Annotated in this window: 17 protein-coding genes and 1 tRNA gene; 14 read left to right on the top strand and 4 right to left on the bottom strand. The window is 41.6% G+C overall.

Translation table 11 applies throughout. From position 1 onward, the window contains the following. Positions 1–77: 77 nt before the first annotated feature. From HGO97_RS16570 to guaB, 4 genes are all read left to right on the top strand, one after another. A complete protein-coding gene (locus tag HGO97_RS16570) occupies positions 78–404 on the top strand; it encodes a hypothetical protein (RefSeq protein ID WP_216243843.1) in 327 nt (108 codons plus the stop codon). A 132-nt stretch (positions 405–536) separates the two neighbouring features. Next, complete coding sequence (locus HGO97_RS16565; protein WP_216243840.1) at positions 537–824, top strand: co-chaperone GroES; 288 nt, start codon at positions 537–539, stop codon at positions 822–824. A gap of 52 nt (positions 825–876) precedes the next feature. Beyond that, positions 877–2,502: a chaperonin GroEL gene (gene groL, locus HGO97_RS16560; RefSeq protein ID WP_216243838.1), complete on the top strand. Its 1,626-nt coding sequence runs from the start codon at positions 877–879 to the stop codon at positions 2,500–2,502. Positions 2,503–2,996: 494 nt separating this feature from the next. Continuing rightward, positions 2,997–4,451: an IMP dehydrogenase gene (gene guaB / locus HGO97_RS16555; RefSeq protein WP_216243830.1), complete on the top strand. Its 1,455-nt coding sequence runs from the start codon at positions 2,997–2,999 to the stop codon at positions 4,449–4,451. A gap of 108 nt (positions 4,452–4,559) precedes the next feature. Here guaB and HGO97_RS16550 read toward each other — a convergent pair whose 3' ends face one another. Then, entirely contained in the window at positions 4,560–5,003 is a 444-nt protein-coding gene (locus HGO97_RS16550) for an Lrp/AsnC family transcriptional regulator (RefSeq protein ID WP_216243828.1), read from the bottom strand. A gap of 136 nt (positions 5,004–5,139) precedes the next feature. On the opposite strand from HGO97_RS16550, the gene speB reads away from it, so the two are divergent. From speB to HGO97_RS16500, 10 genes are all read left to right on the top strand, one after another. Next, on the top strand, positions 5,140–6,078 hold the full coding sequence (gene speB / locus HGO97_RS16545) for an agmatinase (protein ID WP_216243826.1): 939 nt from the start codon (positions 5,140–5,142) through the stop codon (positions 6,076–6,078). Positions 6,079–6,098: 20 nt separating this feature from the next. Next, positions 6,099–7,505, top strand: a complete 1,407-nt coding sequence (locus tag HGO97_RS16540) for a YfcC family protein (protein WP_216243825.1) — start codon at positions 6,099–6,101, stop codon at positions 7,503–7,505. A gap of 210 nt (positions 7,506–7,715) precedes the next feature. After that, the gene (locus HGO97_RS16535) at positions 7,716–8,402 is read left to right on the top strand and encodes a peptidoglycan recognition protein family protein (protein ID WP_216243816.1); all 687 of its coding nucleotides are present in this window, start codon (positions 7,716–7,718) and stop codon (positions 8,400–8,402) included. A gap of 172 nt (positions 8,403–8,574) precedes the next feature. After that, on the top strand, positions 8,575–9,360 hold the full coding sequence (locus HGO97_RS16530) for a shikimate kinase (RefSeq protein ID WP_216243814.1): 786 nt from the start codon (positions 8,575–8,577) through the stop codon (positions 9,358–9,360). Then, positions 9,360–9,872: a YqeG family HAD IIIA-type phosphatase gene (locus HGO97_RS16525; RefSeq protein WP_216243812.1), complete on the top strand. Its 513-nt coding sequence runs from the start codon at positions 9,360–9,362 to the stop codon at positions 9,870–9,872. The genes HGO97_RS16530 and HGO97_RS16525 overlap by 1 nt, the downstream gene beginning before the upstream one ends. A 92-nt stretch (positions 9,873–9,964) precedes the next feature. Continuing rightward, complete coding sequence (gene efp / locus HGO97_RS16520) at positions 9,965–10,522, top strand: elongation factor P (RefSeq protein ID WP_216243810.1); 558 nt, start codon at positions 9,965–9,967, stop codon at positions 10,520–10,522. Between the two features lie 237 nt (positions 10,523–10,759). Beyond that, entirely contained in the window at positions 10,760–11,767 is a 1,008-nt protein-coding gene (locus tag HGO97_RS16515) for a DUF5688 family protein (RefSeq protein ID WP_246597511.1), read from the top strand. 178 nt (positions 11,768–11,945) lie between these two features. After that, a tRNA-Arg gene (locus tag HGO97_RS16510) sits at positions 11,946–12,017 on the top strand. Positions 12,018–12,140: 123 nt separating this feature from the next. Further along, positions 12,141–12,851, top strand: coding sequence for an AzlC family ABC transporter permease (locus HGO97_RS16505; RefSeq protein WP_216244036.1), 711 nt, complete (start codon positions 12,141–12,143; stop codon positions 12,849–12,851). Next, positions 12,842–13,174 carry a branched-chain amino acid transporter permease gene (locus tag HGO97_RS16500; RefSeq protein WP_216243808.1) on the top strand — a complete coding sequence of 111 codons (333 nt, stop codon included), beginning with the start codon at positions 12,842–12,844 and terminating at the stop codon, positions 13,172–13,174. The genes HGO97_RS16505 and HGO97_RS16500 overlap by 10 nt, the downstream gene beginning before the upstream one ends. Before the next feature lie 66 nt (positions 13,175–13,240). On the opposite strand, the gene HGO97_RS16495 is transcribed toward HGO97_RS16500, so the two are convergent. Genes HGO97_RS16495 through HGO97_RS16485 form a run of 3 tightly spaced genes read right to left on the bottom strand, consistent with a single transcriptional unit; the run spans position 13,241 to position 15,108 of the window. Beyond that, positions 13,241–14,047, bottom strand: coding sequence for a hypothetical protein (locus HGO97_RS16495; protein WP_216243806.1), 807 nt, complete (start codon positions 14,045–14,047; stop codon positions 13,241–13,243). Continuing rightward, positions 14,041–14,739, bottom strand: coding sequence for an ABC transporter ATP-binding protein (locus HGO97_RS16490; protein ID WP_216243804.1), 699 nt, complete (start codon positions 14,737–14,739; stop codon positions 14,041–14,043). The genes HGO97_RS16495 and HGO97_RS16490 overlap by 7 nt, the downstream gene beginning before the upstream one ends. After that, on the bottom strand, positions 14,740–15,108 hold the full coding sequence (locus HGO97_RS16485; protein WP_216243802.1) for a GntR family transcriptional regulator: 369 nt from the start codon (positions 15,106–15,108) through the stop codon (positions 14,740–14,742). Positions 15,109–15,167 lie beyond the last annotated feature (59 nt).

Below are 15,167 nucleotides of genomic sequence, written 5' to 3'. Positions count from 1 at the left end.
GATTTTCACGATAATGAGATTTCTAAGAGGGCGTCAGGCATCTGATGCCCTTTCTTAAAATGAAGGAGGAATGAAACATGTATGAAGGGAACCCGGTAGATTTACAGATGGAGAGTGTGATTTCGGCAGATGGTATTTTTGATGATACATCACATCATTGCCAGGTTTTTAAGTATGATTTGGAAGAAGATTACATATACTTGCTGTTGAAGGAGGATGACCTGACCGTGATTTCTCTGGATGCAAAGTATCAGTGTTATATCTCGACCAAAAAAGAACTTCTTTATTGTACAGGGGTCGTGAAGGAGCGTTACCAGTGCGAACATGGGAATATGATCGTGTTCAAGATTAAAAATGGCTTCTATAATGTTTCCGGTGTGAAACGCCCCGTAAAGAGAAAATAACAGTTTATAAACTAAATATAAAAAATTAGAAACTCTGTTGACAAATTGGAAACAGAGTGCTATTTTATATTCATGAGGTTAGCACTCGAAAGAAATGAGTGCTAATAAAACGAATAATAAGGAGGAATTACTATGAAATTAGTACCATTGGGTGACAAGATTGTATTAAAACAATTAGAAGCAGAAGAGACAACAAAATCAGGTATCGTACTTCCGGGACAGGCGAAAGAAAAGCCACAGGAAGCAGAAGTGATCGCAGTTGGACCTGGTGGAAATATAGATGGAAAAGAAGTGACAATGCAGGTTAAAGTTGGAGACAAAGTAATCTACTCCAAATATGCAGGAACAGATGTAGAGCTTGATAAGGAAGAATTCATCATCGTTAAGCAGAGTGATATCCTGGCAATTGTAGAAGAGTAATGAATCCAGTCAATCAAAGATTAAGATAAGAATAGAAAGAGGAGTGACAGACATGGCAAAGGAAATCAAATACGGATCAGAAGCCAGAGCAGCATTGGAAAAAGGTGTTAACAAGCTGGCTGATACAGTAAGAGTGACATTAGGACCAAAAGGAAGAAACGTAGTACTTGACAAATCATTTGGTGCACCGCTCATCACTAATGATGGTGTGACTATCGCAAAAGAGATCGAGCTGGAAGACGGATTCGAGAATATGGGAGCACAGCTGATCAAAGAAGTAGCTTCCAAGACGAATGATGTCGCAGGTGATGGAACAACAACAGCTACTGTTCTTGCTCAGGCTATGGTACACGAAGGAATGAAGAACCTGGAAGCAGGTGCTAACCCGATCGTTCTTCGTAAAGGTATGAAGAAAGCTACAGATGTTGCTGTTGAATCAATCGCTAAGATGAGCAGCAAGGTGAAAGATAAAGAGCAGATCGCTAGAGTAGCAGCTGTATCCTCAGGAGATGATTCTGTAGGACAGATGGTAGCAGATGCAATGGAGAAGGTTTCCAACGATGGAGTTATCACAATTGAAGAATCCAAGACAATGCTGACAGAGCTTGATCTGGTAGAAGGTATGCAGTTCGACCGTGGATATATTTCCGCATACATGGCAACAGATATGGAGAAGATGGAAGCAAATCTGGATGAGCCATATATCCTGATCACAGATAAGAAGATTTCTAATATCCAGGAGATTCTTCCACTGTTAGAGCAGATCGTTCAGTCTGGAGCAAGACTTCTGATCATCGCTGAAGATATCGAAGGTGAAGCACTGACAACACTGATCGTGAACAAGCTGCGTGGAACATTCAATGTAGTAGCAGTAAAAGCACCTGGATATGGTGACAGAAGAAAAGAGATGCTGCAGGATATCGCAATCCTGACAGGCGGACAGGTGATTTCCGAAGAATTGGGAATGGACTTAAAAGAAGCTACATTAGATCAGCTCGGCCGTGCAAAATCCGTTAAGGTTCAGAAGGAAAATACAGTCATCGTAGACGGCTGTGGAGATAAAAAAGCAATCGAAGACAGAGTTGCTCAGATCAAAAAAGGAATCGAAGAGACAACATCCGAATTTGATAAAGAGAAATTGCAGGAAAGACTTGCTAAACTGGCAGGCGGCGTAGCAGTAATCCGTGTAGGTGCTGCAACAGAGACAGAGATGAAGGAAGCAAAACTTCGTATGGAAGATGCTCTGAACGCTACAAGAGCTGCTGTTGAAGAAGGAATCATCGCAGGAGGCGGATCTGCATATATCCATGCTGCAAAAGAAGTAGCTGCACTTGCAGAAGAACTGGATGGAGATGAGAAGACAGGAGCAAAGGTTGTATTAAAAGCTCTGGAAGCACCGTTGTACCACATTGCAACAAATGCTGGTCTTGAGGGAGCAGTCATCATCAATAAAGTAAGAGAATCCGAGCCAGGCGTTGGATTTGATGCATACAAGGAAGAGTATGTAGATATGGTACAGGAAGGAATCCTGGATCCGGCAAAAGTAACAAGAAGTGCTTTACAGAACGCAACAAGTGTTGCTTCTACATTACTGACAACAGAATCCGTAGTATCTACTATCAAAGAAGATACACCGGCAATGCCAGCAGGCGGCGCAGGCGGAATGGGCATGATGTAAGACAGAAGTTCTAATAGAAAAAGGTGTGCTCAGAAGGGCACGGACAGATAAGCCGGGAAAATCGATATTTTCCCGGCTTAGTATGTCCTGAAATTTGATCTTGTGGATCAAATTTCATCCCTCCTGTGCACACCTTTTTCTATTAGAGCTTCTAATCATCCGCTTTAAGGATTCTGAAAAGATCTTTCTGGCAAAGCGAGAGCTGGTCCCCCTTCTCCCTATCTTGGCTTCAACAGAGGGGAATAGATTTCTGTCTGAGGCATGCTAAGCAGGAAAAGACGGATATTTACTGGCTGTATGTGTAATAAAAGCAAAGCAGATTTTTTGATAGCCCGATGTTCTTATAAGTACGACTTAACAATGGAGTTTAAAATAAATCAGTACTAATTTTTGAGTTATGGATCAGGAATGCCTTGACAAGTTCGGAGAAGTTTTGTACTATATCAGTTAAAATATTTAATTACTAACTGAGGAAGAATGGAGGATGTAAAATCATGGGTAAAATTATTGGAGAGGGTATTACATTTGATGATGTGCTTTTGGTTCCCGCATATTCAGAGGTGATTCCAAACCAGGTTGATCTTTCAACGAATTTGACGAAAAAAATTCGACTGAATATCCCGATGATGAGTGCAGGGATGGATACGGTTACTGAGCACCGTATGGCTATCGCTATGGCTCGTCAGGGTGGAATTGGTATTATTCATAAAAATATGTCTATTGAGCAGCAGGCAGAAGAGGTCGATAAGGTAAAGAGGTCTGAGAATGGGGTAATCACTGATCCTTTTTATCTTTCACCGGAGCATACTTTGGAGGATGCTAATAATCTGATGGCAAAGTTCCGTATTTCAGGTGTGCCGATTACAGAGGGAAGAAAACTGGTAGGAATTATTACAAACCGTGATTTGAAGTTCGAAGAAGATTTCTCTAAGAAGATAAAAGAATCTATGACTTCTGAGGGGCTGATTACAGCTAAGGAAGGCATTACGCTGGAGGAAGCAAAGAAGATCCTTGCAAAGGCAAGAAAAGAAAAGCTTCCAATTGTAGATGATGAGGGCAACTTAAAGGGTCTGATTACAATCAAGGATATTGAGAAGCAGATCAAGTATCCTTTGTCTGCAAAGGATTCACAGGGCCGCCTGCTCTGTGGAGCTGCAATCGGTATTACAGCAAACTGTCTGGAGCGTGTGGCAGCACTTGTGGAAGCAAAGGTTGATGTTGTTGTTATGGATTCTGCTCATGGACATTCAGCCAATGTACTTCGTACTGTTCGTATGGTAAAGGAAAAATACCCAGATCTTCAGGTCATTGCAGGAAATGTAGCGACAGGAGAAGCTGCTAAGGCCCTGATCGAAGCTGGAGTAGATGCTGTGAAGGTTGGTATCGGACCGGGATCTATCTGTACGACTCGTGTCGTTGCAGGTATCGGTGTACCTCAGATTACGGCAGTCATGAACTGCTATGAGGTGGCAAAAGAATATGGAATTCCGATTATTGCAGATGGCGGGATCAAGTATTCAGGCGATATGACGAAGGCAATTGCGGCTGGTGCGAATGTATGTATGATGGGAAGTATCTTCGCAGGATGTGATGAAAGTCCTGGAACATTTGAATTATATCAGGGCAGAAAGTATAAAGTTTACCGCGGTATGGGATCTATCGCTGCTATGGAAAATGGAAGCAAGGACAGATACTTCCAGGCTGATGCTAAAAAACTGGTTCCAGAAGGTGTAGAAGGACGTGTAGCTTATAAGGGAACCGTTGAGGATACGGTATTCCAGCTCATGGGCGGTCTGCGTTCTGGTATGGGATACTGCGGAACACCTACGATTGAAGATTTGAAACAGAACGGACAGTTTGTGAAGATTTCTGCGGCTTCCTTAAAGGAAAGTCATCCGCACGATATTCATATCACAAAAGAAGCACCGAACTACAGTGTAGATGAATAATCAAGAAAACATATTTCATGTTTAGAGAGCTCTTCCTCCTGCTGATAAGATTTGAAAGATAATCTTGTCAGTAAGGAGGAGTTTTTTCTTTATAAAAAGGAAGTGGCTCTATTGGAAGTCTGTATCTTCAATAGGCTTGTCTTCAAAGATAGTCGAGAGAATGACAGAGGTATTTGTAGTGCCATATCGTTTCAAACTGTCAATTAAGGCTTCTAATTCAGCAGAATCATGCAGTGCGGCCAAGAGCATTGCATTATAAAGCCCTATTACCCGATGATGTTCCAGAATATGGGGGCAGCCGTTACAAAAGCTGGTAAATGTAGCATGCCGCTCAGGAGCGACATCTACAGCAATAAATGCAATGATATTCCTAGAAAGCTTGCTGGGGTTGATTTTAGCATGGTATCCTATGATGATACCAGAATCTTCTAAACGTCGGATTCGTTCTGTGACCGACGGTGCAGAAAGATTTACTTCAGTACTGATCTGTTTTATAGTTGTCCTTGCATTTTCTTGAAGAATCTTTAAAATTTGAAAATCTGTTCTGTCCATTTTCTCTCCCTTATAATATTATGTTTACTGTTTCTTTTCCTTTCTTTTTTAAATTATTTCTACTTTGTTGCGTTTTCTTTATTATATACCAAAAATAAATGAAATTGTATACTAAAAGAAAAAAGGAGGAGAAGAAATGAAAAAATTAAATCAACCGATTACAGGAATCTGTTCATTTGCCAAATATCCAATATGTACAGATTTAGAAGAACTTGATGCGGATATTGCGGTGTTGGGAGTACCTTATGATCTTGGCGTAGGGTTTCTTTCCGGGGCAAGACTTGGGCCGAGAAGGATTCGGGAGGTATCTACACACTATGCCAGAGGGGACATGGGATTCTATGATCCAGAAAATCAGGAACAACTGCTTGCAGCACCTATAAAAATCGTAGATTGTGGTGATGCAGATGTATTACATGGTGATATAGAATATTCTTTCAAAAGTATCGAAGAATCGGTAAGAAAAATCCTGGAGAAAGGAGCTGTCCCAGCTATCATGGGAGGAGATCACTCTATTACCATTCCTATCGGACGTGCTCTTTCATGTTTGAATAGTGAAATCTGTATCGTACAATTTGACGCCCATCTTGATTGGACAGACCATGTTGGTCCGCAATATTATGGAAATGGAAGCCCTATGAGAAGGCTTTCTGAGATGAATTATATTGGTCCAATGATTCAGATTGGATTAAGAGGGCTGGGTTCCAGTAAAAGGACGGATTTTGAGGATGCAATGAAATATGGCAGTATTCTTGTATCAGCAAAAGAAGTTCATAAAATTGGGGTGGATGAAGTATTGAAAAAAGTACCTAAGGCAAAGAAATATTTTATTTCTCTGGATATCGACGGGTATGATATATCCATTGCACCAGGAGTAGGATCTCCTTCACCAGGGGGACTATACTATGATGAGGTTGCCGAGATGCTTGCTGGGATCTGCAGGATGGGAGAAATTGTTGGATTTGATTTGGTGGAAGTTGCACCACAATATGATCCAGCAGGTATAACCCCGCGAGTTGCAGCCATGACAATGTTAAATTTAATGGGGCAGATTATGAAAAATAAGAAGCCATAAGCAGAGGGGGCTGAATTAGAATGGTAAAAAGGTTTTATACAGCGAAAACAAAGAAGCAATCACAAGTGAACCCTTTTCTGGCACTGCTTGTAATTTTAGTGATAGCAACTCTGGTTTCTAATATTATCCCAAGTGGTACATACGATCGATTAACTGTCGATGGAAGAATGGTTGTGGATCCGCAGAGTTTCCGGTATGTCAGTAAAAAATATGTAGGTATAACAGACTTCTTTTTATCCTTTTACCAAGGATTCAATAATGCCGCCAGCCTTATGGCAATGTTGTTTTTTGCAGGGGGCGCGTTTGGAGTAGTAAAGCGGATCGGATTGCTTGAAACGGCAATAAAGTCTCTTGCACATAAACTAAAAAATACCAGTTTCTATATTATTGCACTGATACTCATGCTTGCAATTGGTACACAGGTGGCATTTACGAGTATGTGGGAACTTAGTGTAGTCATTATTCCAATGGTAGTCCCTCTTGTCCTGGCTCTGGGATATGATGTTGTTGTGGGTGCTGGAATTGTTATGCTTGCGGCCTGTGCCGGATTTGGAGCCGCCATGACAAATCCACTTTTTACTGCAATTGCCCAGAAGTTAGCGGAGCTTCCAATTTATTCGGCACTATGGTATAGAGCAATCTGTTTTATCGTAATCCTAATGCTGTGCTACTTTTATCTGATGCGTTATGCAGCCAGAATCAAAAAGGATCCGTCAAGGCGGATCTTAAAAGATTCAGAGTGCAAATATACAGCGATCCAGGAGGAAGCGGTCACTTTTACACCAGCGCTGATTCGGGCAGGAATTGCCTTTTTAGCAGTTTTTATATTTTTGCTTTATGGTACTGTCAGGATGGGGTTTGACTTTCCACAGATGGCTGCCTGCTTTGTGGCTATGACCTTTGCGACAGGACTCGCATATGGAAGCAGGCTGAACGATATATGCGATATGATGGGAGAGGGGATGAAGGATTTATTTTATGCGGCCATGGTCATGCTGTTTGCGCGTGCCATACTTTATATTCTGGAAGAGGCAATGGTGGTAGATACGATTATTTCCTTCCTGTCTAAGCTTGTTGTCGGTAAGTCGTCCTTACTCACGGCAAATTTACTTTTGATCATGCAAACAATTATCAACTTTTTAATTCCATCAGGAAGTGGACAGGCAGCGATTACAATCCCTATTATTGTACCACTGGCAGACATGGGACATGTAACCCGTCAGGTAGCATGTCTGGCCAGTCAGTTCGGGGATGGCTTCTCCAATTTCATTTATCCGACAAATGGTTCTTTAATTGCGATTCTGATGGTCGCAGGCATACCTTATAAAAAGTGGATTCGATTTTTTGGGCCGTTATTCTTAATTATAATGATCGCATGTATTATATTTGTTAGTATTGGTGTGGGAATTCATTTAGGTCCATTTTAAGAAAACTGCTGCAAAATGCATTTTACTCTCAAAATATTCTCATTTAGAATGTTGGGAATATTTCAGGATAAAATATAACATTTTGCAGCAGCTTTTTTGACTTTTGAACTACTTTTTACGACAAAGTTAATAAAATAATCATGAATTATTCAACTTTACCTTCATTTTCTGTGCTAAAATAGTAAAAGATTATGCAATGAGGGTGTACAGATGAAGAAAAGACGCAGGCGCAGATATAGATACTATCTCAGGAATCTGAAGATGGATAAAAAATCAATGTGTATTTATGGGGGGATTTTGGCATTAGTCATTTTGACGGTCGTTCTGGGAATCTATTCCTGTGCGGCTGGCAGGAACAAGAATCGGGCGAATACAGGGCTAAAGGTAGACGCATCAGAACCGGATATTGATGTCCAGCTTTTGGATGTGAATGAATATTCCAGGCCCGGAATCGAATCTGATCCAATTACAGGCATAGTAGTGCACTATACGGCGAATCCAGGGAGCACAGCACAGAACAACAGGGATTATTTTGAAGGCCTAAAGGACAGTCATGAGACTTCTGTCAGCAGCCATTTTGTAATTGGTATGGAAGGTGAAATTATTCAGTGTGTACCTACATGGGAGCTTGCCTATGCATCGAACAGCAGGAATCACGACACGGTGTCTATTGAGTGCTGCCATCCAGATGAGACAGGAAAGTTTACAGATGAGACTTATAAGTCTCTGGTACAGTTGACAGCATGGCTTTGCAAAAAGTTCGGCCTGACGCAGGATGATGTGATTCGGCACTACGATGTTACAGGTAAGATCTGTCCCAAATACTTCGTGGAAGATGAAAAGGCCTGGGAACTTTTTAAGGGAGATGTAAAGGCAGCAATAGAAAGTGGTAAATAATTCAGTCACTACAGTAGTTGCGATCCACGGATAATAGAACTGTGATCAGGGGACGGATTTATATTTTACTGTGATTTATGGAGTTTGTGATTTCCCTTGCTATCACTGTGGAAAATTGATATAATATGGTGTATTTAACCAGGAATAAGGGATAAAAGGTGGACAGTGAAAGATGAATGATTTAGAGATGTACCGCGAGCAGCTGGCACTTTGCGATGACAAGATTATAGATGCACTTGTAGAACGCAATGCGATCATAGAGAAGATCATGGCATACAAGGAGGAATATGGTATGCCGATCCTACAGCCGGCTCAGGAGGCAAAGCAGGAACGAAGGCTAAAAGAGAAGCTGGAAGGCAATAAGTATCAGGAAGAAATTCATGATGTATTCAAAAGGATCGTGCGGAACAGTAAGCGTATCCAGGCCAGAAAGCTGTTCTCATATAATATTGTATTGATCGGTTTTATGGGAGCAGGCAAGTCAACGGTCTCTGATTATTTAAGTACAATGTTTGCGATGAATATTGTGGAGATGGATCAGGAGATTTCGGATAGAGAAGAGATGAGTATTCCGGATATTTTCGCGACATATGGAGAAGAATATTTCAGAGAGCTGGAGACGAAGCTTCTGATTGAATTGCAGTCCAGGAAGAATACGATTATCTCCTGCGGAGGCGGAGCTGCCATGCGTGAGGAAAATATTGCGGAGATGAAGAAGAATGGACGGGTCGTGCTTCTGACAGCAAGTCCGCAGACCGTGTATGAACGTGTGAAGGACAGCGATGACAGGCCGGTATTGAATGGAAATAATAATGTAGAATATATTGCGGAGCTGATGGAAAAGCGCCGTGAGAAATATGAAGCAGCGGCAGATATTGTGATCCAGACAGATAATAAGACGGTATTGCAGGTCTGTGAGGAATTAATTTCTAAATTAATGGAGATGGATGCAGAATAATGTTTGATAAATTTTTCCCGGATGACTATAAGATGTCTACATATGTCATCCCATTTGAAAAATTATACGAGGAAGGGTATCGGGGAGTTATCTTTGATATAGATAATACGCTCGTACCTCATGGAGCGCCGGCAGATGAGAGGGCGAAGAAGCTGTTTGTACGGCTGAAAGATATCGGGTTTTCATCCTGTTTGATCTCTAATAATCAGGAAGCGCGTGTGAAGATGTTCAATGAAGAGATAGGGACTCATTATATTTATAATGCCCATAAGCCTTCCACAAAGAATTATAAGAAAGCGATGGAAATCATGGGCACTGACTTAAGCAATACGCTTTTTGTCGGAGACCAGCTTTTTACAGATGTTTGGGGAGCTAAAAGGACGGGGATACACAACATTCTGGTGAGGCCGATCCACCCAAAAGAGGAGATACAGATTGTCCTGAAGCGCTATTTAGAGCGGATTGTGCTGTATTTTTATAAAAAGAAGCAAAAGAAACAGCTATCTAAGTAAAAAAAGGTTGAAAAATAGAAGAATCTATTATAAAATTATAAACAGTGTAAATTAGGTATGTGCATATAATGCGCGATTGAAGGAGGATTACAATGATTTCAGCAGGAGATTTTAAAAATGGTTTAACCGTTGAAATTGACGGAAATATTTATCAGATTATGGAATTCCAGCATGTAAAACCAGGAAAAGGTGCAGCATTTGTAAGAACAAAATTAAAAAATATAATCAGTGGTGGTGCCGTAGAAAAGACTTTCAGACCTACAGAGAAATTTGAGCAGGCACGTATCGACAGAAAAGATATGCAGTATCTGTATCAGGATGGAGACTTATTCAACTTTATGGATGTAGAGACATATGATCAGATCGCATTGAACTCAGAAGTAGTTGGAGATGCATTAAAGTTCGTTAAAGAGAACGAGGTCGTTAAGATCTGTTCCCACAATGGCAATGTATTCTCAGTTGAGCCGCCTCTGTTCGTAGAGCTGGCAATTACAGAGACAGAGCCTGGATTTAAGGGAGATACAGCTCAGGGAGCTACAAAACCAGCTACAGTAGAGACTGGTGCAGTTGTTATGGTTCCGTTGTTTGTAGAGCAGGGAGATGTTTTAAAGATTGACACAAGAACAGGTGAATATCTGTCACGTGTATAAGGTTTTATGAAGATATGCGGGAAAGCGTACAAGTTATGTTTTCCCGCTTTTATTTTGCAACAAAACAGCCCCATTTTCGCAAAGAAAGTAGTTGTGTTTTATGGGGCAATCGTATATAATCATCTTACATAATATGTTTCAAATCAATTTATCTCGGCAGTTTTCATGCCAGTTTTCTCAATTTTAGGATGGGCGTACAATGATAAAATCGGTAGAGGATTAATAGAGAGGAGATTTATGGGATATCAGGATTTTTTGTACGCTGTTGAAGGAGAATTGAACAAGAAGTTAAAGGAGGGGATCAGAGCAAGTGTATATACTGCTGTTAAGAACAATGGCAGGGAAAAGAAAGGTGTTTTGATTGAAAAGAAGGGATATCAAACTGCCCCTACGATCTATCTGGAGGGCTTTTATGTCCGTTACCAGAGAGGGGAACCCATGGAAAGGCTGATTCATGAAATCATAGCCTTTTATGAGTCCATGAGCCCGGAAAAAATCTGGGACAGCAGGAAATTCGAGGATTATGCTTCCATCCGGGAAAGAATCGTATTTAAACTGATTCATCGTTCAAAAAACAAGGTACTGCTTAGAAAATTACCTTATATAGAGGTCTTGGATCTGGCGATTGTTTTTTATGTACTTTTGGATATGGATCAAAGAGGGACGGCTACGATCCAAATCTGTGAGGAAAACATGGAAAAGTGGGGTGTTTCCAAAGAGGATTTGTTCCTGGCAGCGGTACAGAATGTTAAGGAACTTCTGCCTGCGGAGTTTTTTACGATGCAGTATGCAATCGAACAAATGCTGGAGGTAGCAGAAGACGATGAAGTTGAAAATCTCTTAAAGGAAGTCAAAAAGGACAAAAGAGATGTCATGTATGTACTGACGAATCCACCCAGAAATTATGGGGCGGCCTGTATGATGTATCCACATGTGTTGGAAATGATAGGCGATATGCTTAGGGAAGACTTCTATATTCTTCCCAGCAGTGTTCATGAAGTAATTATTGTTCCTGATTCCAGGGCGTTAGACCCGGAAGAAATGGATGAGATGGTTGCGGAAATTAATGAAACTCAGGTAGAGCCAGAGGAAGTCCTCAGTGACCACGCATATTTCTACCACCGTAAGGGGAAACGGCTGGTGATGAGAAAAGCGGAGGCATATAAGAAACAGGAGGCCTTTGTGAATAGACTGGGGGAAACCTGGTGTGAAGAGCACATCGACTATTGTGGGATAGGCAGATAGTACTTCTGATATGAGAGCTAACAGGAGAGGGCAGCGTTTACGAACGAACAGCACCCCTCTCCTGTTTTGCTTCTTACTTTTTCTGGTTTTGCTCTTTACTTTTGCAGAAAATTGTGCTAGGATTATAAGGCGTTCTGTTGAGGGATATGACTTGTACAGCAGGATTGCACCAGATTATGCGTCTGTAGCTCAGTGGATAGAGCAATGCCCTCCGGAGGCATGTGCGGCGGTTCGACTCCGCCCAGACGTGTATTTTTTATGCCTTATTTTACAGAGTAGTTTATCATAAAGTTCTGCTATTCATGATACTCGGGACACTGTAAAGAATAAGAAAAACTAGAGATATGTGAGTTACATAAGAGGGAATGGGAAGATGACAGGTTATAAAATAGCGTTTAAAAAGGCGTTTCCTTATACAATTCCGGTTTTGACGGGATACTTATTCATAGGGATCGCGTTTGGAGTGATGTATGCAGAGAAAGGGTATTCTGCATGGTGGGCAGTTCTGATGAGCCTGCTCGTTTATGCAGGGTCAGGACAGTATTTGGCGGTGAATTTTTTTGTGCCTGGGATTTCCTTTGCACAGGTGATTTTTATGACTCTGATGGTGAATATACGTCATGTATTTTATGGACTTTCTCTATTGGATAAGTTCAATAAGATGGGGAAGAAACGATGGTACATGATTTTCGGATTGACAGATGAGACGTATTCACTTCTTTGCACTACGAAAGTGCCAGAGGGTGTGGAGGAGGATAAGTTTCTGTTTGCAATCGCCTTGATGGATCAAAGTTATTGGATTATCGGATCTGCCATCGGCGGTATCTTAAAAAGTGTGCTTCCATTTAATGCAGAGGGAATTGAATTTGCGATGACAGCACTCTTCGTCGTGATTTTTGTAGAACAGTGGATGGATGCGAAGAACCGGGTACCGGCCGTGATCGGTGTTGTATGTGCCGTACTCTGTTTGCAGATTTTCGGCAGCGGGAGCTTTGTATTCCCGACTATGATTTTGAGTATTCTTGTTCTATTTGCAACGAGAAAACGATTAGAGAAAGAGCGGGAGGTGGAAGTATGCCAGTAAGTGCAACAACATCCCTGCTGATCATACTTGCTGTGGCGGTGACAACATTTGCTACAAGAGCAGTCCCTTTCTTGATATTCCCCAAAGGGAAGCCTATCCCTAAGACGATCGAATATTTGGGTAAGGTGCTGACACCAGCAGTGATTGGAATGCTGGTTGTATATTGTCTCAAGGATACGCCAGTAGCGGCGGCTCCTCATGGAATTCCTGAATTAATCGCTGTGCTGGCGGTTGTGATTCTCCATGTTTGGAAGAGGAATAATTTACTTAGTATTGGAGCTGGTACTGTTTTATACATGTTCCTGGTTCAAGCAGTATTTTAGGTTCGATGAAAAAAGAAAGGCCCATAGATCAATCTGCAAATGGATTGAATCTGTGAGCCTTTTTGCTTAGCTTAAATTTACTTTTTTGTGCATGATGTAATGAACACCTATATAACCTGCAATTGCCTGTAATACAGCCATTATAGCTGAAATACGGAAAGCGGTAAGCAAATATTGTGTTGCATCTCCTTCTGTCATGAGAGCATAGTTTGTAGTTCCAGGAGCAATATTAAATGCAAACATAAATGCAAATGTAAGGAGCTGTGTGACAGCGGTCAAAATAAAGTACACTACAATGGAACACATTACCCGGTGCCCTGGGAAAAGCTGACCGATGCAGATGCACAGATAGATGATAATGACACTGCCGATTGTGCCCAGGAGCCCATAAAATAGACAGGTCAGGCCAAATTGACTAATCGCCAAACCGCCCAGGGACTGCGCTACCTTCTCAGCAATGACTGCATAAGCGGTGGTCACATTGCTGCCGCTGAACAGAATCCACAGACCCAGATAGCAGAGCAGCAGATTACCGCATTCCCAAATCACACCGGATATGATCTTTGCAGTCAGATGCTGAGTGGGTGTGGCTGGAATCGTCCAGGTGAGATACCCCTCATCAGTAAAAAGATTTTTGTAGAACCGGACAGCAATCAGTGCTGTGATACCGAAACAAACGGCAGTAAATAAGAGGATAAGAACGGACATGAATACAATCAAAGCGGAAATGATTGTATTGACCGGTGCACTAAAATCGATCCTCTCCATAACAAAGAACCGTCCGAGCGTGCAGGCACATAATAACACAAAATGTAGGACGATAAATATGCGTACTCCATATTTTAAGTCATATTTAATTAATTTTCCTAACATTTGAATACCTCCCTGAATAATGCATCGACGGATTTCCCCCATTTTGTACGGATATCATCAACTGTCTCATTCAAAGTGAGATGGCCGTTCTGGAGAAATAGGACTCTATCCAGCACATTTTCAATATCTGTGATTAAATGTGTAGAGATCAGGATAGTAGCATTCTCGTTATAATTGGTCAGGATGGTATGCAAAATATAATCCCGTGCGGCCGGGTCAACACCACCGATCGGCTCATCTAAGATATAGAGCTCGGCATCCCGGCTCATGACCAGAATCAACTGGACCTTTTCCTTTGTTCCCTTGGAAAGAGTACGCATACGGGCATGAGTATCGATCTCCAGATCTTTGAACATGGCATTCGCCCGTTCCACGTTGAAATTATCATAAAAATCGGCGAAGTAGGCAATGATATCCTTCACGCGCATATGCTCACTCACACTGCTGCGTTCCGGGAGATAGGAGATAATCTTCTTGGTCTCAACTCCAGGTGCCATACTTTCGACCATTACACGTCCGTCGGTAGGGACTAAAAGTCCATTGATCAATTTGATCAGGGTTGTCTTGCCGCTGCCGTTGGGGCCGAGCAGACCGACAATCTGCCCTTTTTCTAATGTTAGGTCTAAATTAGAAAGGGCATAAAAGTTATTGTATTTTTTCGTCAATCCCTGACATTCCAGAAGTGATTTCATCTAGTTATCCCCCTTTAATGCTTTCTGAATCAATTCTAAAGTCTCTTCTTCTTCGAATCCAAGCAGTTCCATTTTCTCAAGGAACTGGTGGATATGTTCGGATGCTAATTCCAGTTTCATATTTTTGAGCATTTTCTCATCCTCCGTGATAAAACGGCCGCTTGTGCGCTGAGAATATACCAGGCCGCTTCGCTCCAGTTCAGAAAGAGCCTTTTGCATAGTATTGGGATTTACGGCGGCATCTAATGCCAGATCCCGCACGGATGGGAGTTTGTCTCCCGGTTTATATACACCTGCAATAATATCCTGCTGGATACGTTCCATGAGTTGCAGGTAAATGGGACGGTCATTATCTAAATCCCACGGCATCTAAGTCACCTCTTTTTCTATTCTTCGATTGTACTAACTATGTAATACAATCATACAAT

This window comes from Faecalicatena faecalis, from assembly GCF_012524165.2.
Classification (GTDB): Bacteria; Bacillota; Clostridia; order Lachnospirales; family Lachnospiraceae; genus Faecalicatena_A; species Faecalicatena_A faecalis.
The sequence above is the reverse complement of the archived record's forward strand: the minus strand, read 5'-3'. Positions and strand labels throughout refer to the sequence as shown.

What these genes read in the sequence shown, in the direction of transcription:
- HGO97_RS16570 (WP_216243843.1), top strand. Translation starts at nt 78, where the DNA reads ATGTATGAAGGGAACCCGGTAGATTTACAGATGGAGAGTGTGATTTCG.
- HGO97_RS16565 (WP_216243840.1), top strand. Translation starts at nt 537, where the DNA reads ATGAAATTAGTACCATTGGGTGACAAGATTGTATTAAAACAATTAGAA.
- groL (WP_216243838.1), top strand. Translation starts at nt 877, where the DNA reads ATGGCAAAGGAAATCAAATACGGATCAGAAGCCAGAGCAGCATTGGAA.
- guaB (WP_216243830.1), top strand. Translation starts at nt 2,997, where the DNA reads ATGGGTAAAATTATTGGAGAGGGTATTACATTTGATGATGTGCTTTTG.
- HGO97_RS16550 (WP_216243828.1), bottom strand. Translation starts at nt 5,003, where the DNA reads ATGGACAGAACAGATTTTCAAATTTTAAAGATTCTTCAAGAAAATGCA.
- speB (WP_216243826.1), top strand. Translation starts at nt 5,140, where the DNA reads ATGAAAAAATTAAATCAACCGATTACAGGAATCTGTTCATTTGCCAAA.
- HGO97_RS16540 (WP_216243825.1), top strand. Translation starts at nt 6,099, where the DNA reads ATGGTAAAAAGGTTTTATACAGCGAAAACAAAGAAGCAATCACAAGTG.
- HGO97_RS16535 (WP_216243816.1), top strand. Translation starts at nt 7,716, where the DNA reads ATGAAGAAAAGACGCAGGCGCAGATATAGATACTATCTCAGGAATCTG.
- HGO97_RS16530 (WP_216243814.1), top strand. Translation starts at nt 8,575, where the DNA reads ATGAATGATTTAGAGATGTACCGCGAGCAGCTGGCACTTTGCGATGAC.
- HGO97_RS16525 (WP_216243812.1), top strand. Translation starts at nt 9,360, where the DNA reads ATGTTTGATAAATTTTTCCCGGATGACTATAAGATGTCTACATATGTC.
- efp (WP_216243810.1), top strand. Translation starts at nt 9,965, where the DNA reads ATGATTTCAGCAGGAGATTTTAAAAATGGTTTAACCGTTGAAATTGAC.
- HGO97_RS16515 (WP_246597511.1), top strand. Translation starts at nt 10,760, where the DNA reads ATGGGATATCAGGATTTTTTGTACGCTGTTGAAGGAGAATTGAACAAG.
- HGO97_RS16505 (WP_216244036.1), top strand. Translation starts at nt 12,141, where the DNA reads ATGACAGGTTATAAAATAGCGTTTAAAAAGGCGTTTCCTTATACAATT.
- HGO97_RS16500 (WP_216243808.1), top strand. Translation starts at nt 12,842, where the DNA reads ATGCCAGTAAGTGCAACAACATCCCTGCTGATCATACTTGCTGTGGCG.
- HGO97_RS16495 (WP_216243806.1), bottom strand. Translation starts at nt 14,047, where the DNA reads ATGTTAGGAAAATTAATTAAATATGACTTAAAATATGGAGTACGCATA.
- HGO97_RS16490 (WP_216243804.1), bottom strand. Translation starts at nt 14,739, where the DNA reads ATGAAATCACTTCTGGAATGTCAGGGATTGACGAAAAAATACAATAAC.
- HGO97_RS16485 (WP_216243802.1), bottom strand. Translation starts at nt 15,108, where the DNA reads ATGCCGTGGGATTTAGATAATGACCGTCCCATTTACCTGCAACTCATG.